The 25,007-nt window shown below is 48.1% G+C and carries 20 protein-coding genes and 1 pseudogene; 8 read left to right on the top strand and 13 right to left on the bottom strand.

All coding sequences use genetic code 11. The features are described 5' to 3' along the window. Positions 1 to 172 precede the first annotated feature (172 nt). On the bottom strand, positions 173 to 1,165 hold the full coding sequence (locus B4V02_RS07140) for a Gfo/Idh/MocA family protein (protein WP_094154264.1): 993 nt from the start codon (positions 1,163 to 1,165) through the stop codon (positions 173 to 175). Between the two features lie 196 nt (positions 1,166 to 1,361). Between B4V02_RS07140 and B4V02_RS07135 the strand changes: the two genes are divergently transcribed. The 3 genes from B4V02_RS07135 to B4V02_RS07125 all read left to right on the top strand — a co-directional run bounded on the left by B4V02_RS07135 (position 1,362) and on the right by B4V02_RS07125 (position 4,151). Continuing rightward, positions 1,362 to 2,186 (top strand): class I SAM-dependent methyltransferase, encoded by an 825-nt coding sequence (locus tag B4V02_RS07135; RefSeq protein WP_094154263.1) that lies wholly within the window; start codon positions 1,362 to 1,364, stop codon positions 2,184 to 2,186. Positions 2,187 to 2,344: 158 nt separating this feature from the next. Further along, positions 2,345 to 3,538, top strand: coding sequence for a glycoside hydrolase family 5 protein (locus B4V02_RS07130; protein WP_094154262.1), 1,194 nt, complete (start codon positions 2,345 to 2,347; stop codon positions 3,536 to 3,538). 283 nt (positions 3,539 to 3,821) lie between these two features. Beyond that, positions 3,822 to 4,151, top strand: coding sequence for a hypothetical protein (locus B4V02_RS07125; RefSeq protein WP_094154261.1), 330 nt, complete (start codon positions 3,822 to 3,824; stop codon positions 4,149 to 4,151). A gap of 167 nt (positions 4,152 to 4,318) precedes the next feature. Here the strand turns inward: B4V02_RS07125 and B4V02_RS07120 are convergent. The 3 genes and pseudogenes from B4V02_RS07120 to B4V02_RS07110 all read right to left on the bottom strand — a co-directional run. Then, positions 4,319 to 4,699: pseudogene (locus B4V02_RS07120) on the bottom strand (endonuclease V); the annotation flags it as partial. 23 nt (positions 4,700 to 4,722) lie between these two features. After that, positions 4,723 to 5,304: an NAD(P)H-dependent oxidoreductase gene (locus tag B4V02_RS07115; RefSeq protein ID WP_094154260.1), complete on the bottom strand. Its 582-nt coding sequence runs from the start codon at positions 5,302 to 5,304 to the stop codon at positions 4,723 to 4,725. Positions 5,305 to 5,377: 73 nt separating this feature from the next. Further along, positions 5,378 to 5,962 carry a TetR/AcrR family transcriptional regulator gene (locus tag B4V02_RS07110; RefSeq protein ID WP_094154259.1) on the bottom strand — a complete coding sequence of 195 codons (585 nt, stop codon included), beginning with the start codon at positions 5,960 to 5,962 and terminating at the stop codon, positions 5,378 to 5,380. Positions 5,963 to 6,016: 54 nt separating this feature from the next. On the opposite strand from B4V02_RS07110, the gene B4V02_RS26085 reads away from it, so the two are divergent. Then, positions 6,017 to 6,169, top strand: coding sequence for a hypothetical protein (locus B4V02_RS26085; RefSeq protein WP_007431506.1), 153 nt, complete (start codon positions 6,017 to 6,019; stop codon positions 6,167 to 6,169). A 73-nt stretch (positions 6,170 to 6,242) separates the two neighbouring features. On the opposite strand, the gene B4V02_RS26945 is transcribed toward B4V02_RS26085, so the two are convergent. Further along, positions 6,243 to 6,887, bottom strand: coding sequence for a DUF4183 domain-containing protein (locus tag B4V02_RS26945; RefSeq protein WP_094154258.1), 645 nt, complete (start codon positions 6,885 to 6,887; stop codon positions 6,243 to 6,245). Positions 6,888 to 7,358: 471 nt separating this feature from the next. Here B4V02_RS26945 and B4V02_RS07095 point away from each other — a divergent pair, with 471 nt between their 5' ends. Beyond that, the gene (locus tag B4V02_RS07095) at positions 7,359 to 7,772 is read left to right on the top strand and encodes a DUF4183 domain-containing protein (protein WP_094154257.1); all 414 of its coding nucleotides are present in this window, start codon (positions 7,359 to 7,361) and stop codon (positions 7,770 to 7,772) included. Between the two features lie 156 nt (positions 7,773 to 7,928). Here the strand turns inward: B4V02_RS07095 and B4V02_RS07090 are convergent, their stop codons facing one another. Continuing rightward, entirely contained in the window at positions 7,929 to 8,666 is a 738-nt protein-coding gene (locus B4V02_RS07090; protein ID WP_007431509.1) for a cyclase family protein, read from the bottom strand. 465 nt (positions 8,667 to 9,131) lie between these two features. Here B4V02_RS07090 and B4V02_RS07085 point away from each other — a divergent pair, with 465 nt between their 5' ends. After that, positions 9,132 to 10,415, top strand: coding sequence for a pectate lyase family protein (locus B4V02_RS07085; RefSeq protein ID WP_094154256.1), 1,284 nt, complete (start codon positions 9,132 to 9,134; stop codon positions 10,413 to 10,415). A gap of 133 nt (positions 10,416 to 10,548) precedes the next feature. Here B4V02_RS07085 and B4V02_RS07080 read toward each other — a convergent pair whose 3' ends face one another. The 5 genes from B4V02_RS07080 to B4V02_RS07060 all read right to left on the bottom strand — a co-directional run bounded on the left by B4V02_RS07080 (position 10,549) and on the right by B4V02_RS07060 (position 22,388). Next, complete coding sequence (locus B4V02_RS07080) at positions 10,549 to 11,616, bottom strand: ABC transporter ATP-binding protein (RefSeq protein ID WP_007431511.1); 1,068 nt, start codon at positions 11,614 to 11,616, stop codon at positions 10,549 to 10,551. A 213-nt stretch (positions 11,617 to 11,829) separates the two neighbouring features. Continuing rightward, a complete protein-coding gene (locus B4V02_RS07075; RefSeq protein WP_007431512.1) occupies positions 11,830 to 13,209 on the bottom strand; it encodes a sensor histidine kinase in 1,380 nt (459 codons plus the stop codon). Positions 13,210 to 13,211: 2 nt separating this feature from the next. Beyond that, on the bottom strand, positions 13,212 to 13,922 hold the full coding sequence (locus B4V02_RS07070; RefSeq protein ID WP_094154255.1) for a response regulator transcription factor: 711 nt from the start codon (positions 13,920 to 13,922) through the stop codon (positions 13,212 to 13,214). A gap of 169 nt (positions 13,923 to 14,091) precedes the next feature. Further along, positions 14,092 to 14,613, bottom strand: coding sequence for a hypothetical protein (locus B4V02_RS07065; RefSeq protein WP_094154254.1), 522 nt, complete (start codon positions 14,611 to 14,613; stop codon positions 14,092 to 14,094). A 158-nt stretch (positions 14,614 to 14,771) separates the two neighbouring features. Next, entirely contained in the window at positions 14,772 to 22,388 is a 7,617-nt protein-coding gene (locus tag B4V02_RS07060) for a WIAG-tail domain (protein ID WP_094154253.1), read from the bottom strand. A 186-nt stretch (positions 22,389 to 22,574) separates the two neighbouring features. Between B4V02_RS07060 and fabV the strand changes: the two genes are divergently transcribed. Both fabV and B4V02_RS07050 read left to right on the top strand, forming a co-directional pair. After that, a complete protein-coding gene (fabV, locus tag B4V02_RS07055; RefSeq protein ID WP_094154252.1) occupies positions 22,575 to 23,762 on the top strand; it encodes an enoyl-ACP reductase FabV in 1,188 nt (395 codons plus the stop codon). Positions 23,763 to 24,048: 286 nt separating this feature from the next. Then, on the top strand, positions 24,049 to 24,201 hold the full coding sequence (locus tag B4V02_RS07050) for a DUF1540 domain-containing protein (protein ID WP_007431521.1): 153 nt from the start codon (positions 24,049 to 24,051) through the stop codon (positions 24,199 to 24,201). Positions 24,202 to 24,323: 122 nt separating this feature from the next. Here B4V02_RS07050 and B4V02_RS07045 read toward each other — a convergent pair whose 3' ends face one another. Together B4V02_RS07045 and B4V02_RS07040 are read right to left on the bottom strand one after the other, a co-directional pair. Continuing rightward, the gene (locus B4V02_RS07045) at positions 24,324 to 24,530 is read right to left on the bottom strand and encodes a hypothetical protein (RefSeq protein WP_094154251.1); all 207 of its coding nucleotides are present in this window, start codon (positions 24,528 to 24,530) and stop codon (positions 24,324 to 24,326) included. 84 nt (positions 24,531 to 24,614) lie between these two features. After that, a complete protein-coding gene (locus tag B4V02_RS07040; protein ID WP_094154250.1) occupies positions 24,615 to 24,986 on the bottom strand; it encodes a DUF4190 domain-containing protein in 372 nt (123 codons plus the stop codon). Positions 24,987 to 25,007 lie beyond the last annotated feature (21 nt).

Here is a 25,007-nt window from a genome sequence, read left to right as displayed (position 1 = left end):
ATAAACATGAATATCACGATATGCAATAGAAACTCGGGGGATAATCCAAAAAAAGATGACTCCCGACAAATGCAGGAGTCATCTGCTGGCTAGCTAAGCCACAGCTTCTTTCAAAGAAGCCCAAACTAAAGTACAGCTCAGGCTCCAAAGCTTGTATATTGAATCTTGTATCCTATTGAAGCGCGGTCAAAATGCGGTCGCACAGCTCCATCGTTTTTACATTATCCCGTCCACTTGAATAAGGCGTATGTCCTTCTTTGCAACAGTCCATGAAATGAACGATTTCGCCAACAAAACCGCGCAAGTACAAATCACGATACCCGCCCGACATCGCCGATGCTGACGGTGTCAGAACCGTATCGGATTCCGCAAGGGATTTCCAAGGAAGTTCCGCGTGATTCTCCGACTTGTGAATGATCAATGTATTCACTTCATCAGCGGTTGCAAAACCATGATCAAAGGTTACTGTGATACCTTCGCTCTCGCGCGTCCATGCTGTCATCCCTGCGAAGTATACGCTGCCCACCACACCATTTTCAAATTTTAGCGAAATCGTATGCGAAATAAACTCGCCGTTATCATTCGCAAATCCAGTGACCTGCACCGCTTCCCCGAACAAATAACGTACCAAATCGACCATATGAACCGCCGCCAGCTTCATGAAATCTTCGCCGCTTTTGCAAAATAGAGTGCTGTCCACGAGAAATTTCGCCTGAAATGAGCGTGCGGCTCCAAGCGAGCCACCCTCAATCAGCTCTTTCAATTTTACGTATACAGGCGCATAGCGCTTCATGAAGCCGACCATCAGCACAACGCCAGCCGCCTCCGCCGCATCGGCAATTTGGGCCGCTTCCTCTGCATTCCAGCCTAGTGGCTTGTCTACAAAAACATGTTTTCCGGCCTGAATGCAGTCCAGTACGAGCGAAGGGTGATCTGCCGCTTGTGCAACCACGACAACTCCATCACAGTCCTCCTGCTCCAACATAGTCTTGTAATTGTCATAAGGGATGCCGCTGCTCCCAAACCGCTGAAGCGCTGCCTTCGATCTATTTATATCTCTGGTCGCAATCGCTTGAATTTCAGCACCTGCGCCAATGACCGCAGGATATATATTCGTTGAAGCGTGAAAGCCAGCTCCGATAAAGCACAGCCTCGCCTTGCCCATATTAGTCCCTCCCATGTGTGCTCAAATATTCCGATATCATCGTACCATATGGGCGCAGCATTAACATCATGGCAGAAAAATGGACAGAACGGCTTCTCAACTGGGAGTTGAATATTTTAAAAAATCAAATATGAAGTTATTGTTCCGATCAAGAAGCTCCAATAAAATGGGATTACATGAAGGAGCGTGAGCATTTATGAGAGAAAAATTAGCAAGAAACATAAGCATATACCGCAAAGAAAGAGGACTTACACAAGAAGAACTCGCACAAATACTCGGGCTTTCATTTCAGGCCGTATCCAAGTGGGAAAATGCGCAGACCATGCCTGATATTTCGTTGCTTCCCCAGTTATCAAGAACCCTGGAAGTAAGCATCGACAAACTGCTTGGATATGTATCACAGGATAAACCGATTACCATTTATGAGGAAGAATATAAAACACCAGAATATTACTGGGGTACTGAACCAAATAAAGTTTGTTATCAGATTTTACAATGGATGCCGCCCAATACACACTTGAAATTGTTGGATATTGGCTGTGGCGAGGGAAAAGATGCCGTGTTTTTTGCTAGAAATGGATATGATGTGACTGCATTTGATATTTCGGACGCAGGTGTGGAGAAAACCAACAGACTTGCTGAAAAAATCGGGGTTCATGTTGATGTGTTTAAGGCGGATATTTTAGATTATCGTTTGGATACACATTTTGATATTATCTTTTCAAGTGGTGTCCTACACTACATAAAACCGGACTTTCGCAAAGAAATATTGGATAACTATAAGCAGTATACAAATCCCAGCGGCTTGCATGTCCTGAATGTGTTTGTACATAAGCCGTTTATTGCGCCACCACCTGAAAAAGAGCCTAACGCGCATAACTGGTACTCTGGTGAGCTGCTTACACATTATCACGACTGGTTCATTCAAGATAGCTCGGAAGTTATTTTTGACTGTAACTCATCAGGTATTGCTCATAAGCATGCCATGACTAAAATAATTGCACAAAAAATCATCTTATAAGGCTAAAGATACTAAAGATAACCAAGGGACGGTCCATAAACCGTCCTTTTTTTTATGAATATTATGAATTTTATGAACTTGTTTAATGGAAGATTTCAACATAAAATGAAATTGTAATAGATTGTAAATATATTTTAATAAAGGAGGAAGCAAAAATCATGAAAAGAAAAAGCATGAAGAAGCCATTTCTCGTTATTGCCTCTCTCGTAATGGGCTTCACCTTGTATGGCTACACTCCTGCTTCGGCAGATGCAGCCAGTGTGAAAGGATATTATCACACTCAGGGAAACAAAATTGTGGACGAATCCGGGAAGGAGGCAGTATTTAATGGCTTGAACTGGTTTGGTCTGGAAACTCCGAATTACACTCTGCATGGACTGTGGAGCCGTTCAATGGACGACGTGCTGGACCAGGTGAAGAAAGAAGGCTACAATCTGATCCGTCTGCCATACAGTAATCAGTTGTTCGATTTCACTTCCCGTCCGGACAGTATTGATTATTACAAAAATCCTGATTTGGTTGGATTGACTCCGATTCAAATTATGGACAAGCTGATCGAAAAAGCCGGACAACGCGGTATTCAGGTAATCCTTGACCGCCACCGTGCCGACTCCGGCGGACAGTCCGAGTTGTGGTACACGTCCAAGTACCCTGAATCTCGTTGGATCAGCGATTGGAAAATGTTGGCTGACCGTTATAAAGACAATCCTACCGTCATCGGTGCGGATTTGCACAACGAGCCACACGGTCAGGCAAGCTGGGGCACAGGCAACATTTCCACAGACTGGCGTCTTGCGGCGCAGCGCGCAGGGAATGCGATTCTGTCCGTAAATCCAAATTGGTTGATTCTCGTAGAAGGTGTGGACCACAATGTCCAAGGCAACAATAGCCAATACTGGTGGGGCGGCAACCTGACTGGTGTAGCCAAGTACCCTGTCGTGCTGGACGTACCAAACCGTGTCGTATATTCTCCGCATGATTACGGCCCTGGTGTGTCTTGGCAGCCATGGTTCAACGAGTCAAGCTTCCCGTCCAACCTGCCGGCCGTCTGGGATCAAAACTGGGGCTACATCAGCAAGCAAAACATAGCTCCGGTACTGGTTGGTGAATTCGGCGGCCGTAATGTTGATTTGTCTTCTCCTGAGGGTAAATGGCAAAATGCGCTCGTAGACTATATTGGTGCCAACAACTTGTACTTTACGTACTGGGACCTGAATCCGAATAGCGGTGACACGGGTGGACTGTTGCTGGACGACTGGGTTACCTGGAATCGTCCGAAGCAGGATATGCTGAGCCGCATTATGAAGCCTGTAACGTTCGTAACGGGACAAGCGAAAGCTACCGCTGAATAGACCTGTCGTCTCATAGGCTGGCTATGCTTTTTTTGCTAGCTAAAAAAACCGCTTTTCCTCCTTCTTGCTCAGATCATGCTGGGTCTAGAAGATGTGGAGAAGTGGTTTTTTTGTAGTGGTCCAATTTTATACATTGAAAATACCCACATCAAATGGGTCATTCTGTAAACTAAATCTCTCTTTTAACCGATAAATACATATGTTGGATGTGGTAATAACATGCTCCAATCTTCGAAGAAGGGACTCACCATGAAGTAAACATAACCAGAAAGGAAGTTTTTATGTGATTATTTGGAAGGGTTTTGGTATTTTGAATATTGTTATTCCAGGGATTTTGTTTGTTATTGTCAGTGCTATATTATCCTCTCTAGGGCTTAAATCAATAGATTCCCGGCTGCCACTGGCTTTTGTGTTCATTGTATCGGGAGTTATTATCTGGCATCTGGGGAAAGCGCTCAACGCCAAATCGGGCAAAGTGCTAGTAGATATGGAAACAGGGGAACACTACCGAATGGGAACCGAGCACAGTCTGTTTTTTATCCCGATGCATTATTGGGGCCCTGTCGGACTAGTATTAGGATTTATTTTAACAGTTGCAACGATATTTACATAACATGGATTACAAAACATGGATTGCAAAACATGAGCTATTTCTTGATCAAGGTGTGTCTGCAAAGTAATATAAGTGTACGTTGCCTGATTCTCAGATGCATAATCTATAAAGGACCACAATGTGGGCGAGTCGCTCCTGTTGTGGCCCTTTTTTCCTAAACGTATGGGCTATTCATAGGTCTTTGATAAAACCTTTCTCACAAGCTGATCAGCTTGTCGAGTTGTCTCAGGCAAGCGATAATGTGGAGCAAGCTTTAATATCCAATTGCAGGCGGTTTCTAATGAAATACGATGACCTACGGATACAAAAAGAGGCTTAACGCTTTCCTGCGTTCTTAATACTCCACCGATAGTCTCCTCATCATCAACTAATAACGAACATGCACCTCTTTCTTGAGAGGGTTCTTTATAATCACCCCACAGCTTCGTTTTACCACATCCAATTGTAGGAGTATCAAAGATAACCCCTAAATGACTGGCTAATCCAAATCGTCTAGGATGAGCAATTCCTTGGCCATCGCAGACGATGAGCTGAGGTGAGGTCTTTAATTACTGGTTTCATTTTTGCCCTCCTACTTCATGCTTCGCCCCAGTTGCTCCACCTTGCCTAGCCAATCGTTGCGCTGTTGATCCGTCTTCTTATTCATGAGATCAATGGCGGTAGAACGTACGGTCTTGACACCGCATAGCTGGAGCGTGGAATGCTTCATCATGCGATGCCCAGGCTGTCCCTGAAAAAATCGGTAATACCAGTGCGGTCCATCCATCGTTGATATGAGATGGGCCGTTCTGCCTTTTAAGAGCTGTTCAGGCAGGGGTTTGCCTTTGTGATATTTAAACGCAAAGCCTGGCATAAAAACACGGTCAATGAAACCTTTCATTAACGCAGGCAAGCTGCCCCACCAAATCGGAAAAATGAAAACAAGATGCTCCGTCCATTTAATCCATTCCTGAGCTTGAATCAGGTCAGGCTCCAGCGGCAATTTATCACGATATCCACCTGATAAATTTGGATTAAATTCCAACGCGGACAGCTGCAACAAACGCACCTCAGCTCCCGCAGCCTCTGCTCCTTTTATATAGGATTGAGCCAGCGCTTCTCCATAACTGCCAACGACCGGATTTCCTTGAATAACTAATATTTTTTTAGACATACCAATCACTTCCTACCCACATATTATAATTTTAGTTAGAAAACACTAACCTTTTATTTAAAAGAAAAGGCCACTACTGACCTTTACTTAATAAAGCGGTTAAACGTTGTTTGACCTCTGCTGCCAATGGAATAAGTTCCTGCGGAAGCTCACCTTCCAGGCTGGACACGGATAAGCGTGTAATAGCTCCAATGATCAGCACACCGGATAGCCGGGCATCCTGCTTGGGCAATTCTCCCCGCCCAATCCCCTGCTCGATGAATTCCGTTAGCGCCTCCAGCGGCTGACGTACATTCTGACTCTGGCTTGCCTCAATGTACAGCTCATGATGCTGCGACAGCAAAAGCAGGCCATACTGATCTTCATCATGCATTCCCAGCACTTCATCTACCAATTGATGGAAACGACTGACGAAGCTCCCATTCTGCTTGCGATAAAAATCAATCAATGTAGTGTAGCTGTTGCAGTACTGCTCGAATACTTCCATTGCCATTGCATCTTTACTCTTAAAATGCTTGTATATTGCGGCATCCGTCACACCGGCAGCCTCTCCAATTTGTTTGACGGAAATTCCGTCAATCCCCTTGGTTGCAAATAAGCGCATCGCCGCCTGCAATATATCCTTCTTCTTGCTATCTACATGTGTTTTCTTGTTCATTAGCTTATAGTAAGTGATAACTAACTAAATTGCAAACCATATGTAGGGCTGATCATGCTGGAGGCTCACGCTGTCACCCAACAGACCCATACACTGACCATTGAGGATATTCGTCATCTTGTGCTTGCCTTCAAGGAGGCTGCTGGGCGGGCTGCGCAATCCATTCTGGCCCAGACTGGCAGCCGAACAGCTTGGCGTTCGCATTGAAGGGCCTGCGCCGTATAACCATTTTTGGTTTTAAAATAACCTTTATAATATGCGGTATTGTAACGCAACGGTGTCACGCACTGGATCGCACACTAAATTGAACGATTTCCACAATAATAGGTGTTCCGGAGGAAATTGTCTCCCCTTCGTTGAGGTGAATCGTCAGCGATGCAGGGGTCAGGCTGTACAATGCGCTTTCTTGAATCATGCCGTTAATATACAAATTGGCATAGCTGTTGCTTCCGACATGAAACCGCTGAAAAGCCTCTTGCACCCCATCTACAGAAAATTGATCCGCCATAATCGTGACCGAAGATTCAATAGTATCAGGAGCAAAATAAAAATACCGTTGCGCAGTGGGTATAATTTCAATATTTGAAATGTCAGGTGCCGGGCCGGGAGGGCCTGCTATACCTTGTGGTCCTGCTGGACCAGCGATGCCTTGTGCTCCGGCAGGACCTTGTAGGCCTATTGGACCTGCGATACCCTGGGCACCCGGCGGCCCCGGCACTCCTTGCGCTCCCTGTAACCCTGCTGGACCCGGTATTCCTTGCGCTCCCGGCGCTCCCGGTGGACCTGGTATGCCTTGAACTCCCGGTGCTCCCGGTGGACCTGGTATGCCCAATGCACCAGGCGGCCCCGCTTGACCTTGCTGTCCTGGCAAACCGGGAATGCCTTGTTTCCCCTCAGAACCAGCAGCCCTCTGCTTTCCAGTCACCTCTTTTAGCCCTCGATAATCCAGTATATCCCTCTTACGCCGATATCTTCCATGAATATTATAATACCGTCGTTGTATGTTTAACCTTCGACGCTTTTGGGCATGGAGTCCTCTTTTGCTTCTATTTTTGAGTGGATGACCTGTTTTACATTTTTTTCGACTGATAATCTTACAATGTACGGTTCGCTTTCCATGTCGCCTTAGTGCTGAATCGCGTCTCCCCATATCAGCCGTACACACCTCCTTTTCTCAGCCTCATGTATTATATGCACATTTTCCTTTGGGGTTTTAGGCATTTGAACAGATACACCATGTGGTCGCCTCCATCGATACTTTCCATAAAATAGGGGCTTCCCTATTACCCTATTATTAATAGCAAGGTTAATGTGCCGTTGCCGAATAGGTTGAAAAATCATTTATTGATTAAGAGCCAACGAATGGCTCTTACCACAACGAAAGGAGGTGAGAACGATGCCAATCGTAAAACCTGTTTTTACAGCGGTTGCTACAGCTCCAGTCGCAAGCGGTGGAGCTATTACCACGACCATAACCCCAGTTGTGACTCGTTTTTTTGCAACGATTACAGCCGGGATGATCGGAGCTACAACAACAACCGTTCCTGCTGCAAGCTTTGTAGATGACGCTGATGCTCCAGTAGTCGCTTTGCCGACATTAACGGCTACGGATTCTGCTAATTATTACGTTAACGGAGTTATTCAGCAGAACTCTTTATTCACCCTAACTGCAGCAAGTCTGGTCATTGCCTCCGTAGATATTACACCGGGTGTTCCAGTTGTCATAGAAATATCAAACTTTAGCGGCGCGACCTCCACCATCACAACTCAACCTACCATCTCTGCTCCTACCATTACTATTACCAGCTAAGACATTTCACATTTTAAGTTCAAAGAGACTGAGCATTTAATCACGTTGTACACTAACACTACCCCGTATAAGCTCGAAAAGACCGGTTCAGACATAAACAGCTGAACCGGTCTGCCTGCTCAAGATATCGTTTACCAACGACCTGGTATCTTATGATTAAGGCAAAATAGCAAAGGAGCGCACCGGAAATCCGGGAGAATCCTGAATGCTCGGAACGATATTATAAATGACCGCACCTGTCGCAGGCAGCTTGTCCAAATTCGTCAGCACCTCAACCTGATAACGATCCTGCTCCAATATGAAATATTCCCCTACCAGCCTGCCCTCTTTGCGAAAAGCTACAGAGGAGTCAGTATCCAGTGTCTCATGTCCAATGGCGGCCACATTTCGTTCTTCTACCAAAAAGCGCAGCGCCTCCAGCGACCAGCCCGGGCAGTGTGCGTCTCCGGCGTCGTCCTTGTTTGAGAACGCATCTGAATCAGGCCAACGCTTGCTCCAATCACTGCGAAAGGCGACAAAGGATTGATCGGCAATGCGTCCATGCTCCTTTTCAAAATCCAGAATATCCGCAACCGTAAGCTCATAGTCGGGATTGGCTGCAACAGCGGCCGAACGGTCAATAACAACCAGCGGCAAAACCAGTTCCTTCAACGAAAGCTCATGCAAGTAACGTTTACCCTTTACAAAATGAACGGGTGCATCTATATGAGTGCCATACTGACCCGGAAAACAGTATTGTTTTACAAAAAAACCATCGTCATGGGTAAATAAGGTATCCACCTGAACTTGATCGAATACCGGAAAATGAGGGATTTCAGGGTAAAAGGCGTGGGACAAATCTACCCACTCTTTTTGCTTCAACAACTTCAAAATATCCGCTAAATGCTCTGCCATGATGTCCATTCCTCCTCAGCTATATTACGAGCATTGTACCTGAGGATTTGGCAAAAATCTACAAACCGGCTTTCAATTCGTCAAAGTAGAATTACAGCCTCCTTCTTCTGATTTGAAATCGTTAACATTTCAAGCAGATCTATCGCACTTTTTCCAGCCTAATATGAAACCCATGAACAGTGTTGCTTCCGAGCAAAAAACACAAAAACAATTCCATATATTCATATATACAATTCCTATTTCATATGATTGTTAACGTTTTCATTATTTTGTATGCGCTTTTAATGGAAAAAGAAGGTTTCTATTTCATTCTATAAAAAATTAGACAAAAGTTTTAGTATGTAATTTTTATTATATTAACAAATACTGGAACGCGAAGTATGATAGAAAATGTAGAAAACATAAGGAGCACCCGGGACTTCCTTCGTTCGTCTACTCCATTCATCTCATATACGGAGGTATTTTATGAAAAAGAGATTTTCACTCGGAATCGCAGCAGCCTTGCTGTTCACAACCCTGGCTCCTCTTGGTACACCTGCTCATGCAGCCACTGATATTGGTAAAGAAACGCTCGGCAGCAAAAACGGTTGGGCAGCCTTTTCTACAGGCACAACAGGCGGGGCCGCAGCCTCCTCTTCTAATATTTTCACTGTAACGAATCGCAAACAACTGGTGGATGCTTTGGGTAAAAGCAGCAATACTACCCCTAAAATCATTTATGTCAAAGGTACGATCAATGTCAATGTCGATGACAATAACAAGCCGTTGGGATTGAACGATTACAAGGACCCTAATTATGATTTTGACGCATATATCAAAGCATATGACCCGTCCACATGGGGGAAAAAGGCTCCTTCCGGTACATTGGAAAAGGCACGTGAAGCTTCTCAAAAAAATCAGGCCAGTCGTGTTGTCATTCAAATTCCATCCAATACAACAATTGTCGGCCTGGGCAGCAATGCCGTTATTAACGGCGTGAACTTCCAACTGAAAAAAGGGACAGACAATGTCATTATCCGCAATATTGAATTCCAGGATGCCTACGATTATTTCCCACAATGGGACCCAACCGACGGCAGTACAGGCAACTGGAATTCGGAATATGACAGCATTACCATTAACGGTGCCACTCATGTATGGGTAGACCACAATACCTTCAACGATGGGTCTCACCCGGACAGCCAAAACGGTACCTACTATGGGCGGGAATACCAGCATCATGATGGACTTCTCGATGTGGTCAATCAAGCCGATCTGGTCACTGCTTCTTACAATCATTTTTCCAATCATGATAAAACCTCAATTATTGGCAACAGCGACAGTAAAACAGCAGATGAAGGGGCTTTACGTGTAACCCTGCATCACAATTATTATGAAAACACAGTACAACGCACACCACGTGTACGGTATGGACAAGTCCATCTGTACAACAATTACTATACAGGTGATGTAAAACGCTCCGAATATCCTTTACTGTATATATGGGGCGCAGGCAAATCCTCCAAAATCTTCGCCGAAAACAATGTCATTGACGTTGCCGGTTTATCTGCAGCTAAAATCGTGACTGTCTTTGGTGGAACTGCCCTGTCAGATACGGGCACAATCCTGAATGGACAAGCTGTTAACGCAGGCTCCAGCGCAGGTCTTAGCTCCTCTGTAGGCTGGAAACCATCGCTGAACGATAAGATTTCCCCATCTGCCAGCGTAAAAGCAGAAGTCACTTCGCAGGCCGGTTCCGGCAAACTGTAAAAAAAGGCTTCGCTAACACCAAAAAGGGCTGTCCTCCCCGTAGATTATTCCATGGAGAGAGCAACCCTTTTTTTATTTCAGAATTTTGCAAATCCTTATTTGCGAGTCGTTTAGTAGCAAATTACATCGTTCGTTAAACGCTGTATTGTTCTACCAAAACCGGCTTTTCAAATGCATTATCCAGCTTGCGAAGCTTGGCCTTTACCGCCTCTGGTGGCTCAACCGCAGGCGCATCTGGATGCAGCAGCCATGATTTCACAAAGTGTGTATCGGATAATTGAAAGAGTGGAGGCTCTTTCTCAAAGTCAATCTTCATGGCATAAGCACTGCGGGCTGCAAAAGCATCGCCTACAGGTGGGTGTAACAGATCCGGTGGTGTTCCCGGAATAGCTGCCAGCTTCTGACCATGGCTGTCCAAACTTGGCATGGAAGCGAGAAGCCCCCAAGTATATGGATGTTTTGGATTATAGAAAATTTCATGAACCGTACCTGTTTCCACGATTTGTCCGGCATACATAACAGCCACGCGATCCGCCATTTTCGCTACAACGCCGAGGTCATGGGTAATAAAGATGATGGAAGTGTCGATCTTCTTCTGAAGGTCCTTCATCAATTCCAAAATTTGAGCTTGAATCGTTACGTCCAGCGCAGTCGTCGGTTCATCGGCAATCAGAAGCTTGGGGTTAGCAGCCAGTGCCATCGCAATCACGACACGTTGACGCATACCGCCACTGAACTCATGCGGATACTGGTTAAAGCGCTGCTCTGGATGCGGAATACCTACCAGGGTAAGCAACTCAATGCCCCGCTTATAAGCAGCGTCCTTGGATATCTTTTCATGCTTGAAAAGCACTTCCGTGATCTGCTTGCCGACCTTCATTGTCGGATTAAGGGAAGTCATTGGGTCCTGAGAAATCAGACCGATTTCCTTACCACGAATTTTTTGCATCTGCTTTTCGGTTTTATTAATCAGCTCTTCCCCGTCAAATAAAATTTGACCCTTTTGATAAATACCGGGAGGGGTCGGAATAAGCTTCATTACAGCCTGTGAGGTTACGCTTTTGCCTGAGCCGGATTCACCGACAATGGCCAGCGTCTCTCCTTTATTGACATGAAAGTTTACGCCACGAATGGCCTGCACTAGTCCCTGACGGGTCTTGAAAGATATCGTTAAGTCCTTCACTTCCAAAAGGCGGTTCATCTCATCACTCTTTCATTTTTATTCATCACTATTATTGACCACTATCTAAAAAAACGACGTTCATGAGTCAAGGTATATACGAACAATTTTACTCAGTTTAGTGCCTGCCAGTCAAGCAATATCTAAAATAAGCCCAAAAACCTCCCATCTTTTGTCACATCAACGGAAGGTTAAGCCCGAAAAACGATCAGTTTCAACCATTTTTGCACTCATTTATAACATATGTTGTATATAACTGAACCGCGCTCCGCCCAATGGTGAACGTGTACAGCTCAGTTCACCGCCCAGCCGGGAAGCAATTTGACGGCAAATAGCCAATCCCAGACCCGTGACACCGTTCGAACCCGTATAAAATCTCCCGAACACCTCGGCTGCCTCTTGTTCAGTCAGTCCTTCTCCATCATCATCCACATGCATAACCCATACAACCTCCGGTGTTGTCCCCGCCTCCAAATGAATGACAACCTCCGTAGAGGTGTGTCGAACCGCATTTTGCAACAAATTCAATATCATGCGGAACAATTGCTCGGCTGGAACGGCCACATGCAGGCCCTCCCCCTCCACACGAAGCGAGATCGAGCGTTCAGCAGCCACCGGCATCAACAAATGAACAGCGTCCTCTGCCATGCTTCCAAGATCTATCAAAGAAACAGGCCACTCTTCATTCAACGCCTCCAGCCTTGATAGCTGCAGCAGCTTTTCCACCATATCAATTAATCGCTGGGACTGCACTTTAATGATACCAAGCCCCTCGTCCTGGGATACCACTTGATCCTGAATGGCATATACGTAGCCTTGAATGGACATTAACGGTGTCCTTAGCTCGTGAGAAACATTTTGCAAAAATTCAATCTGACCGTTGTGATGCTGCTGAATACGGGCCGACATGGAATGAAAGGTGCCGATCAGTTCTCCAATTTCACTTTTGTCTGCCTGCGGAAAATCACTATCCTGTGGTTGATTCGGCTCATAGTTGCCTACAGCCTCCTTCAATCGCTTGAGCGGGCGTACCAGTCGTGAAACAACCATCAGCCCAATAACGAGAATCACCAGAAAGCTCGCCACGATAGACAATATTGTAGTTCTCATTAACGGGACATAGAGCGCTCTCAATGAAGACAACGGCGAGTATACAAAAATTCGAAAAGGTTGTCCGGGTAATTCTTCATTTGTAAACAGTATCTTTTTACCTTGAAACACGGCAACCCCTTCATGTACGGAAGCCAGATCATGGGCAGACGGATGAACAGATGCAAAAAATCCCTGACGGATCAAGAGCAAGCTCTCTATCTTCTTCCCCTCCACTCCAGACACGCTGGAGTCGATGATACGATTATCCGTGCTTAAAATAAAATAATCGGCAGACAAAAGCATACCTTTGATGACATAGTTAAGCTCAGCGTTATCCAGCCGGTCAAAGCCTCCGTCGCTCATAATATGGACGGCTTTGCGTGCCTGTTCATGAAGCTTGGATTTAGCCTGATTTACGAGTAGATCGTCGATAAGCCTGATGAACAAAACTACCGTAATACAGACAGTAATGAGCATTGCGATAGATAGGGACAGCAGTATTTTAGCTCTCATCGTACGCATGGCTACTGCCCCTGAACCGTTGCTTTATATCCGAATCCCCAAACGGTATTAATGACGAGCGTAGAGTGGTATTCCGCCAGCTTTTTGCGAATTCGTTTGACCAGATCGTCCACGACCCTCACATCACCTATAAAATCATAGCTCCACACCTGCTGAATCAGATGCTCTCTGCCAAAAGGTCTTTCCAAATGATTTGAGAGAAACAGCAGCAGATCAAACTCACGGGAGGTCAAATTTAACTCTTGTCCATCCACAGTGACCTTACGAAAATCTGCAAAAATACACAGATTGCCCGCTCGACATACTTCTGCGCTTCCTGGCGCCCCCTTATCATCCGGTGCAGACGTTCCAGCCTTACTCAGTCGCAGCATCGCTTTGACCCTCCCAACCAGCTCCCGCGGATTAAAGGGCTTGGTCAAAAAATCGCTGCATCCCAGCTCCAGCCCGTGGATACGATCACTTTCCTCACCGCGCGCGGAAATCATAATAATTGGCATTTCCGTAAACTCACGAAGCTGAGTCAGCAGGGAAAGTCCATCAATTCCGGGCATCATGATATCAAGAACGAGGCAGTCTGGATGGTCCGTACGGATATGCTCTATCAGGTTTTTGCCACTGGAGAAGGAAGTGACCTCGTAGGATTCTTTTTTCAAATACTCAGATATTAATTGCAAAATGAACACGTCGTCATCCACCACTACTATTTTTGTCATGACCATAACCCCTTGCTGTTGTTCTGGATGGTTCCATCCTCTCTGTTAGCTTAACAGAAGCCCAGCAAAATAGACAAAAGACGGGTATACCGTTCCCGGTCCCGTCTTTTCTTATCATGAATCGCTGCTGTATATACCAGGCGAACTGAAAACTGACTGCACTTCAACCTTATTTTTTGGTTGTGGTTACTGCTTTAGCTGCTGCTTTCGGAGCTGTTTTCACTGCTGTTTTTGGAGCTGTTTTTGCAGGTGCTGCTTTTTTAACCGGAGCTTTGTGAACTACTTTGTGAGCTGCTTTTTTAGCTACAGCATGATGTGCACGAGTTTTGTGAGCTGTCGCTTTATGTTTAACGGCATGGTGTTTAACTGTACGATGCTTCGCTTTCACTGCTTTTACTTTATGGCTCACCACTTTTTTGGCAACTGCTTTTTTGGCAGGAGCTTTTTTCGCTTTTGTTGTTGCTTTATGTGCCACTGCAGCTTTTTTAACAGGTGCTTTCACTACAGGTGTTTTTGTCACAGGTGCTTTTGCAGGGGTTTTGGTAGCTGGTGTTGTAACCGCAGGAGCTTTAGTAGCTGGTGCAGTTGTGGCTGGAGTCGTTGTTGCTGTAGCGGCAAATGCGCTGCTTGCTCCTCCCAGTACGCTTACTACGGTCAATACGGCTGCTGCATTTTTAGTCCATTTTTTCATGATTGAATCACCTCTCCTTTAAAGTATCTTTAGCTTATCAGGAGAATTCGGGATAATTGTGGAAGAAATATGTGAAAAGTATATGAAAAAAGCGCGTAGCTCTGTATCTGGAAAACACACGAGCCGCACGCTATAAATGTCATGTAATAACGCCTTGATTAACCGATGGCAATCCATGAGACAATGCCGTAGTTGTGCGAGGTTTCGTTCCATTTGGTTACGACGATCACCGCACCACCGGGTGTCTGTGATTTTAGTGTCGCATGAAAAAGAGGATGGTTGGTCATGGCTACAAGCGTATAGTCCGGGTTCACAAAAGGCTCCCCGAATACAATCGTAACCTCCGTCTCTCCTTCACTGCCCTTCAGAAGAAACGGTGCTCTGCCGAACTGCTGCAATGCAGGCTGATTCGCACAGGTGCGAACAGGAGTGATGCTCAGATGCTCCGGCTTCACTGCGCTCAGCTCCAGCTCACGCGAGCCTACGGAGCCTTCCACCAGATGATGCCCTTCAATGCTCTGTTCTGCCAGGTGATGGCTTTGTATCGCAGCTGCCTGCAGATGCTCCGATCCTACAGCTTCCGGGCCCAGCACCTCACTGTCGACGGCCTGAGCTTTCAGATGGCTGCGAGATACACTATCAGCCTGGAGTCTGTCGCCACTGATGCCTTCCTCCGGCAAAAGCCCCGAGAGGTGAATATCTGTGGATAGCTGAGCCAGTGTCACCGCCCCCGGCTTCAGGTGATACGTATCAATGACTCCCTCGCCAATGTGTCGGCCTTCAATGGACTCCTCAGCCACATGCCAGGACTGTACTGCTCCATTCGCGATCTTGCCAGACGTAACCGCTCCTTCCTGTAAGGCATCCTCCGACACCGCCTGCCCGCCTATATGCTGTTGCTGGATGGCCCCTGCTTGCAGATGCTCCGGCTGGACGGATTCCAAAGCGATATGTTTTGACTGCACTGCGCCTTCTGCCAGCGCAGATCCTTGGACCGCCCCATCGGCCAGATGCTGAGGGTGTACGGCATGCTCCGTCAGATGTACGGAGCTTACGCTAGCTTCCGCCAGATTCGAAGCACGCACTGCCCGAGGCGCAAGCTTCTCACTGTTCACGCTTCCTGCCTGGAGGGCGTGAACCGATATACTCCCCGGCGCAATATGCTGGGTCGTCACTGCCGAAGCCTGCAAATGGGAAGAGGCGACGGATTCCGGGGCCAAATGGTTCGACTGGATAGCCTCTTCTGCCACATGATTCCCTTGCACAGCTTCGTCGATAATGTGCCACGGCTGGATGGAATAAGGTGATATTTTGGCCGCTGTCACACTCTCATCCGCCAGCTTTTCCGAGGTGATGCTTTCCGATTGAAGCGCACGACTCGATATACTGTCCGGGGCCATGTGTTGGTCTTGAATGGACTCCTTAGCCACATGCCAGGACTGCACCGCTCCATTCGCGATCTTGCTGGACGTAACCGCTCCTTCCTGCAAGGCATCCTCCGACACCGCCTGGCTGCCTACATGCTGTTGCTGGATGGCCCCTGCTTGCAGATGCTCCGACTGGACGGAATCCAAAGCGATATGTTTTGACTGCACTGCGCCTTCTGCCAGCGCAGATCCTTGGACCGCCCCATCGGCCAGATGCTGAGGGTGTACGACATGCTCCGTCAGATGTACGGAGCTTACACTGGCTTCCGCCAAATTCGAAGCATGCACTGCCCGAAGCGCAAGCTTCTCACTGTTCACGCTTCCTGCCTGGAGGGCGTGAACCGATATACTCCCCGGCGCAATATGCTGGGTCGTCACTGCCGAAGCCTGTAAATGGGAAGAGGCGACGGATTCCGGGGCCAAATGGTTCGACTGGATAGCCTCTTCTGCCACATGATTCCCTTGCACAGCTTCGTCGATAATGTGCCACGGCTGGATGGAATAAGGTGATATTTTAGCTGCTGTCACGCTCTCATCCGCCAGTTTGTCAGACGTAACAGACTCATCTTGCAAGGCGTGGGTCGATATCGTATCTGATGCGATATGCACACCCCGGATGGTTCCATTTTCCAGATGGTGCGGCTGGATCGACTCCGATGCAATATGCACAGACTTCACTGCTCCTTCTGCCAGCGCTTTGTCCTGTACTGCTCCTGCTGCTAAATGCCGAGTGTGTACGGCCTGCTCAGACAAATGGGAAGGACCCACGCTATCTTCCGCCAGATTCGTCGCTTGCACTGAGCGTGCCGCCAGCTTTTCCGAGGTGATACTTTCTGCTTGAAGCGCACGACCCGATATACTGTCAGGGGCCATGTGTTGGTCTTGAATGGACTCCTTAGCCACATGCCAGGACTGCACCGCTCCATTCGCGATCTTGCTGGACGTAACCGCTCCTTCCTGCAAGGCATCCTCCGACACCGCCTGCCCTCCTACATGCTGTTGCTGGATGGCCCCTGCTTGCAGATGCTCCGACTGGACGGAATCCAAAGCGATATGTTTTGACTGCACTGCGCCTTCTGCCAGCGCAGATCCTTGGACCGCCCCATCGGCCAGATGCTGAGGGTGTACGACATGCTCTGTCAGATGTACGGAGCTTACACTGGCTTCCGCCAGATTCGAAGCATGCACCGCCCGAAGCGCAAGCTTCTCACTGTTCACGCTTCCTGCCTGGAGGGCGTGAACCGATATACTCCCCGGCGCAATATGCCGGGTCGTCACTGCCGAAGCCTGCAAATGGGAAGAGGCGACGGATTCCGGGGCCAAATGGTTCGACTGGATAGCCTCTTCTGCCACATGATTTCCTTGCACAGCTTCGTCGACAATGTGCCACGGCTGGATGGAATAAGGTGATATTTTGGCAGCTGTCACGCTCTCATCCGCCAGTTTGTCAGACGTAACGGACTCATCTTGCAAAGCGTGGGTCGATATCGTATCTGATGCAATATGCACGCCCTGGATGGTTCCGTTTTGCAGATGGTGCGGCTGGATCGACTCCGATGCAATATGCACAGACTTCACTGCACCTTCTGCCAGCGCTTTGTCCTGTACCGCTCCTGCTGCCAAATGCCGAGTGTGTACGGCCTGCTCAGACAAATGTGAAGGGCCCACGCTTCCTTCCGCCAGATTCGTCGCTTGCACTGAGCGTGCCGCCAGCTTTTCCGAGGTGATACTTTCTGCTTGGAGCGCCCGACCGGATATACTGTCAGGAGCCAGATGTTGGTCTTGAATGGACTCCTTAGCCACATGCCAGGACTGCACCGCTCCATTCGCGATCTTGCTGGACGTAACCGCTCCTTCCTGCAAGGCATCCTCCGACACCGCCTGCCCTCCTACATGCTGTTGCTGGATGGCCCCTGCTTGCAGATGCTCCGACTGGACGGAATCCAAAGCGATATGTTTTGACTGTACCGCTCCTTCTGCCAGCGCAGATCCTTGGACCGCCCCATCGGCCAGATGCTGAGGGTGTACGACATGCTCCGTCAGATGTACGGAGCTTACACTGGCTTCCGCCAGATTCGAAGCATGCACCGCCCGAAGCGCAAGCTTCTCACTGTTCACGCTTCCTGACTGGAGGGCGTGAACCGATATACTCCCCGGCGCAATATGCTGGGTCGTCACTGCCGAAGCCTGCAAATGGGAAGAGGTGACGGATTCCGGGGCCAAATGGTTCGACTGGATAGCCTCTTCTGCCACATGATTCCCTTGCACAGCTTCGTCGACAATGTGCCACGGCTGGATGGAATAAGGTGATATTTTGGCAGCTGTCACGCTCTCATCCGCCAGTTTGTCAGACGTAACGGACTCATCTTGCAAAGCGTGGGTCGATATCGTATCTGATGCAATATGCACGCCCCGGATGGTTCCATTTTGCAGATGGTGCGGCTGGATTGACTCCGATGCAATATGCACAGACTTCACTGCCCCTTCTGCCAGCGCTTTGTCCTGTACCGCTCCTGCTGCCAAATGCCGAGTGTGTACGGCCTGCTCAGACAAATGTGAAGGGCCCACGCTTCCTTCCGCCAGATTCGTCGCTTGCACAGAGCGTGCCGCCAGCTTTTCCGAGGTGATACTTTCTGCTTGGAGCGCCCGACCAGATACACTGTCCTGGGCCAAATGTCTCGTCAGCACTGAGGAAGCCTGTATATGAACCGAGGTCACTGCTCCGGCAGCCAAATGTGTCGAATCCACAGCTGCCACAGCCAGGTGACTGGTTTGTACGGCTTCATCTGTAATATGCCCGGACTGCACCGAATGGATAGATAGCTTGGTAGAGGTTACACTTTCCTCCGCCAGTTTGTCTGACGTAACAGACTCATCTTGCAAGGCGTGGGTCGATATCGTATCTGATGCGATATGCACACCCTGGATGCTTCCGATGCGCAGATGGTGCGGCCGGATGGACTCCGATGCAATATGCACAGACTTCACTGCCCCCTCTGCCAGTGCTTTATCCTGTACCGCTCCTGTTGCCAGATGCCGGGTGTGTACGGCCTGCTCAGACAAATGTGAAGGGCCCACGCTTCCTTCCGCGAGATTCGTCGCTTGCACCGAGTGTGCTGCCAGTTTTTCCGAAGTGATACTTTCTGCTTGAAGCGCACGACCGGATATACTGTCCGGGGCCAGATGTCTCGTTAGCACTGAGGAAGCCTGTAAATGAACCGAGGTCACTGCTCCGGCAGCCAAATGTGTCGACTCCACAGCCGCCACAGCCAAGTGATTGCTTTGCACGGCTTCATCTGTAATATGCCCGGACTGCACGGAATGGGCAGATAGCTTGGTAGAGGTTACACTTTCCTCCGCCAGTTTGTCTGACGTCACCGCTTCATCCTGTAGGGCCGGGGTCGCCACAGCCTGCAATGCGATATGCTCTCCCTCAATGACCCCGTTTTGCAAGTGTTCCGATTGGATGGATTCCGGTGCAATATGCACAGACTTCACTGCACCTTCTGCCAGTGCGGTTTCCTGTACCGCTCCAGCAGCCAAATGCCGGGTGTGTACGGCCTGCGCGGACAGATGTGAAGGGCCCACGCTGTCTTCCGCCAGATTCGTCGCTTGCACTGAGCGCGCTGCCAGCTTTTCCGAGGTGATGCTTTCCGCTTGGAGCGCACGACCGGACACACTGTCCTGGGCCAGATGTCTCGTCAGCACTGAGGAAGCCTGTAAATGAACTGAGGTCACTGCTCCGGCAGCCAAATGTGCCGAATCCACAGCTGCCACAGCCAGATGGTTGCTTTGTACAGCTTCGTCCGTAATATGCCCGGACTGCACCGAATGGGCAGACAGCTTCGTGGAAGTTACACTGCCTTCCGCCAATTTGGCAGAGGTGATCACTTCATCCTGTAAGGCCGGGGTCGCTATAGCCTGTAATGCGATATGCTCTCCCTCAATGACACCGCTTTGCAAGTGCTCTGATTGGATGGATTCCGGTGAAATATGCACCGATTTTACAGCCCCATCTGCCAGTATGGTTTCCTGTACCGCTCCTGGTGCCAGATGCCGGGTGTGGACAGCGTGTGCAGCCAGATGTCCAGGGCCCACGCTATTTTCCGCCAAATTGGAAGCTTGCACAGCACGAGCCGCTAACTTCTCAGAGGTGACGCTTTCCGATTGAAGTGCATGACCGGACACGCTATCCGGGGCGAGATGCTTGGTCTGGACAGATGCAGATTTCAGATGGTCGGAGGTGACGGATTCCGGAGCGAGATGATTCGCTTCCACCGCTTCTATAGCCAGATGGTTACTCTGCACCGCTTTATCCGTGATGTGCCACGGCTGCACGGAGCGAGCTGACAGCTTGGAGGAAGTTACACTACCTTCTGCTAATTTAGGAGCCGTAATCGCCAGGTCATTAATTTTGTCCGTAGCCACACTTTCCGGCGATAGCTTTAGCGAAGTGACGGAATGATCCTGCAAATGATGCGAGTACACCGCCCCATTCGCCAGATGCCCGGTTTGAACCGCACCTTCGCCCAATATATCTGCGGTAACGGACTGTCCCTGCATCGCCGAGGTTCCTACACTGCCCTCTCTAAGATGTTCACTCAGCACAGAACTGTGGGCCAGATGTTTCGACTCGACCGCTTGAGCCTGCAATGCCTTTCCACCCACACTGTTGTTGGCAAGGTGGTCCTCACGAATCACGCCGGTTGCAATGTGTACGTGTGTAATGGTTTGTGGCGCAATTTTATCTCCCGTTACCGCTCCTGCGCCTATTTTAGCCTCAGTCACCGCTTCTTCAGCGATTTTGTCAGACTTAATAGAGTTCGGGGCAATATGGTTTTCCTTGACAGCCTGATTCGCCACATGATGATCCAGAATTGCGCCCATCGCTATCTTCTGGCTCGTCACAGCGCCGGATTGCAAATGTTTTTCCGTCACTGCTTCGGCTACGATATGATGCTTACGAATAATTTCAGACTGGAGGTGTAATGAAGAGACCGCCTCCGGAGCAAGCTGGCGACCTTTAATTGCCGACGCAGCAATATGTCTGGTAAGTACTGCCTCATCGGCAATTTTATGTGGCAGAATGCTCTGATCTGATATTTTGGATGAGGTCACAGACTGATCGACAATTTGCAGTGAGCCTACTGACTGATCCGCCAGCTTATTGGACTGAATACTCCGGTCCGCGAGATGCCGGGCTGTCACTTCACCTGTACCAATCTGCTCTTCTCCGATTGCGCCGGGACTCACATGCTTTCTTTCAATCGTCTCTACCTGAATATGCTCACCGCTGACCGCCTCATGCTCCAGATGACGTCCACTGACAGCACCTTCCTCTAGCTGTTCCTTGCCCACAATTCCGCTAGAAAGCTGCTGACGGCTGATTGAACCAGGGGCCAGATGCCGGGCATGAACGGCATGATCGGTCAGGTGTGCGCTCTCAATGCTGCCAGCCTGAATTTTAGAACCATCCACAGCCCCGTCCCGCAGTTTGGAAGTGGTTACAGACTGCTCTCCTAGCTTGGAGCTGTCGATGGCTTCATTAGCCAAATTATTCGATTGAATCGTACCGCTGCGAATTTTTTCAGAGGTAACCGCATGATCTTGAAGCATGTCTGGAGACACAATCCAATGCTTGAAATGACGGCTCTCAATGGAGCCATTTGCAATATGATCACCGCTGATAATCTTGTCGGCCAGCTTTTCCGGGGTGATGCTGCCATCACGAAGTTTCTCACCGCCAATGGAGCGATCCTGCAATTTGCTACCTGACACCGATGCATCCGATATATGCTCCACCGTAATGGAATCAGGGGCAATTTTCGCAGAAGTCACTGCACCGTCGGCTATTTTAATCGTTTGCACGGCATAATCCGCCAGATATTCAGTTTGGATGCTTTCTTGCTTCAGCTTGCTGGAATCGATGGAAGCAGGAGCAATTTTCTCACCAGTCACAGCCAAATCGCTCAAATCATCTGTATAAATGAAAGCGTTGTTTACATGGGGCGCCTTCTTGTTATTCAGAATTTCCTCGACATCAATGGGATCAGGCTGAGGCTCTGGCTCGTTGGCTTCCTCCATCGAGACCTGAGTCTCTTCTGTATCTTCACTTTCAACCTCTGTCTCGTGTACAATATGAACTTCAGGTTCGACAACAGTCTGCTTCTCCAGCACCTCTTCCGTTGGGGGAGGCGGAGAAGCAACTTGATGAAGTCTTGCTTCTGTCTCCCTCTCCGCAGGTTGTGGCTTCAAGCGCTGTATCATACTTAATTCATTCAAATCCGGGTCAATTACACTATAGAGCGGCTTTTTGATTCTGGTGGTTTTGCGACTCTTGTTCTTCAAGCAGCTCTCTCCCTTCATATTTATCGTTACTGCATCATATGCAGGCCCATGGGCACTTGCCACCCTGCTCAGGGGTACTCTTTTCACCGAGAACATACTCACTGAAATCCACGTTTGAAAAAAAATTGTTAAAAGTTAAAATAGTAAGGGTGAAGATTGCTGCAAGAAGAAAGGAATTACAATAACATGATAATTAAACCAAGAACACGTGGCTTTATCTGTACCACTGCTCATCCGGTGGGCTGCGCCCAACATGTTCAGGAGCAAATTGGCTATGTGCAGGCCCGTCCTGCTATTCAGGGGCCTCGTAACGTGCTTGTCATCGGGGCATCTGCCGGATATGGGCTGGCTTCTCGTATTACGGCCGCATTCGGAGCACGGGCCAATACAATCGGCGTATATCGCCCTAGTAATGCTACGGCCACACGTACAGCGTCGGCAGGCTGGTACAACTCCGCTGCATTTGAAAAGGCTGCTCAGGAAGCAGGGCTTACATCCTTAAGCGTGACAGGAGATGCCTTTTCAGATGAGATCAAAGCCAAAACGGTGGAGGTTATTCGCGAAGAGCTGGGACAAGTCGATTTGGTGATCTACAGTGTCGCTTCCGGTCGCCGTACGAATCCTCGTACAGGTGAAACGTTTACTTCCGTACTCAAACCTATTGGTAAACCTTATACAAATAAAACCGTCAACTTCCACACCGGTGAAGTCAGCAGCGTTACACTGGAACCTGCGACGACAGAAGAAGTGCAGGCAACGGTAGAGGTCATGGGCGGTGAGGACTGGAAGTTGTGGATTGACGCCTTGCGTGAAGGCGGTGTATTGGCTGATACTGCAACCACCTTCTCTTTTTCGTATATTGGTTCAGAGATTACGCAAGCCATTTACAGAGAAGGCAGTATCGGAAGTGCAAAGGATCACCTGGAGGCGACAGCACGTCAGCTGAATGATCAACTAAAAGTCACAGGCGGCCGCGCCTTTGTCGCAGTCACCAAAGGACTGGTTACCCAATCCAGCTCTGCCATCCCTGTCGTTCCTCTGTATATTTCTGCTTTGTACAAGGTGATGAAGGAAAAAGGGCTGCATGAAGGGTGTATAGAACAAAGCTACCGCCTGTTTGCCGAGCGTCTGTATGCTCCTGAAACTCCTGTGGATGAAGAGGGACGTATTCGTATTGATGATTGGGAGCTGCGTGAAGACGTGCAAGTAGAGGTTGCGAACATATGGGACGCGCTGACGACAAGCAATATCTACGAGCTGTCTGATCTCGAGGATTACCGTCACGAGTTTTTCCAACTGTTTGGCTTTGAGTTTGAGGGTGTGGACTATGAGGCTGATATTGATCCCATCGTAAATATTCCTAACGTTCGCTAGCTCTTTTGAGTACCGTGATTATATTGTTGGAAAACAAAAAAGCTGTTCTTCGGTAGAGGGGCATTCCGCTCTGCACGAAGAACAGCTTTTGCTTTAATTCAGCTTATATAAAAGGACCAAGATGGGGCAAATATTGCAATTTTAAAATTCATTTGATATTGTACAGATAAGCATAGCAAAAACCCTCTTCTTAACAAGAGGGTGAGCACAGTTGGACAAGTCCTACCTTGACTGACCGTGATACGATTTGCTTAGCCTATCACATCCATATAAGGAGGTGAACAACATGGCAAAAGACGTTCTGTGTGAAGTAAACTCATGTACGTATTGGGCCCAAGACAATAAATGTAGCGCAAACTCCATTTATATCGTAAGCAACAAGCCTGCAGACACTCACACGTCCGAAGAAACAGACTGCAAAACCTTTGAGGCAAAATAAAGTTTTTTAACCCAAAATGTAGTTGCACAATGAAGGAGCCCCTGCCAGGGTTCCTTCTTTCTTATGATATTCTAACAAGAATGATAATTATTATCAAGTTCTTTTTACAGTAAAAAATTGAATCATACGAAAACAAAAAAAGAAGCGTCGCTCTGAACGATTCGCTTCTTGTGCTTGACTTTTTGTAATTGTTCCTGCTTGGTCGGCCTCATTCGCACATGCTGTGATATATCGGCATAAAGACCATTCGTTTTGCGGCTCTGTGCAGCGCAATACATTCCTGCGCGTTTCGCCTTGCTTAGTGCTTTTTGTGTTCGAGTACGTGCCATAAGGCTTTCACTCTCCTTCATTAGACTCCATTTATCATAGCATCAGACATTTGAATCGTGAAGGTTACATGTACAAGAATGCCATTAAATGTCTGAAAAAATGTCCGGATCACCACTTGAGGCCGCTATCACAAAAACAACGACTAAGAAAATGATGATCAGTGCATAAATCAGTGTCCCGATAATACTACATACCAGTCCGGCAATAGCCATACCTCTGCCTTGTTCACCATGACGATTAATTTCCTTCAGGGAAAGACTGGACAAAATAATGCCAACAATTCCGATAATCAACCCAAGATAGGGAATGACAACAGATAAAATCCCGAGCACCATCGAGGCAACAGCCTTACTGTTAGTAGGTGGAACCACTGGTGGCTGATTAAATGGGGCGTTATAATCCTTTCTCTCCTGAAAAGGATCAGAAGATTGAGGTTCCTTGTAAAAATCACTCATCTGTTTAATTCAACTCCAATA

This window comes from Paenibacillus kribbensis (assembly GCF_002240415.1).
Lineage (GTDB): Bacteria > Bacillota > Bacilli > Paenibacillales > Paenibacillaceae > Paenibacillus > Paenibacillus kribbensis.
This window is presented reverse-complemented; position numbering and strand designations above follow the sequence as displayed.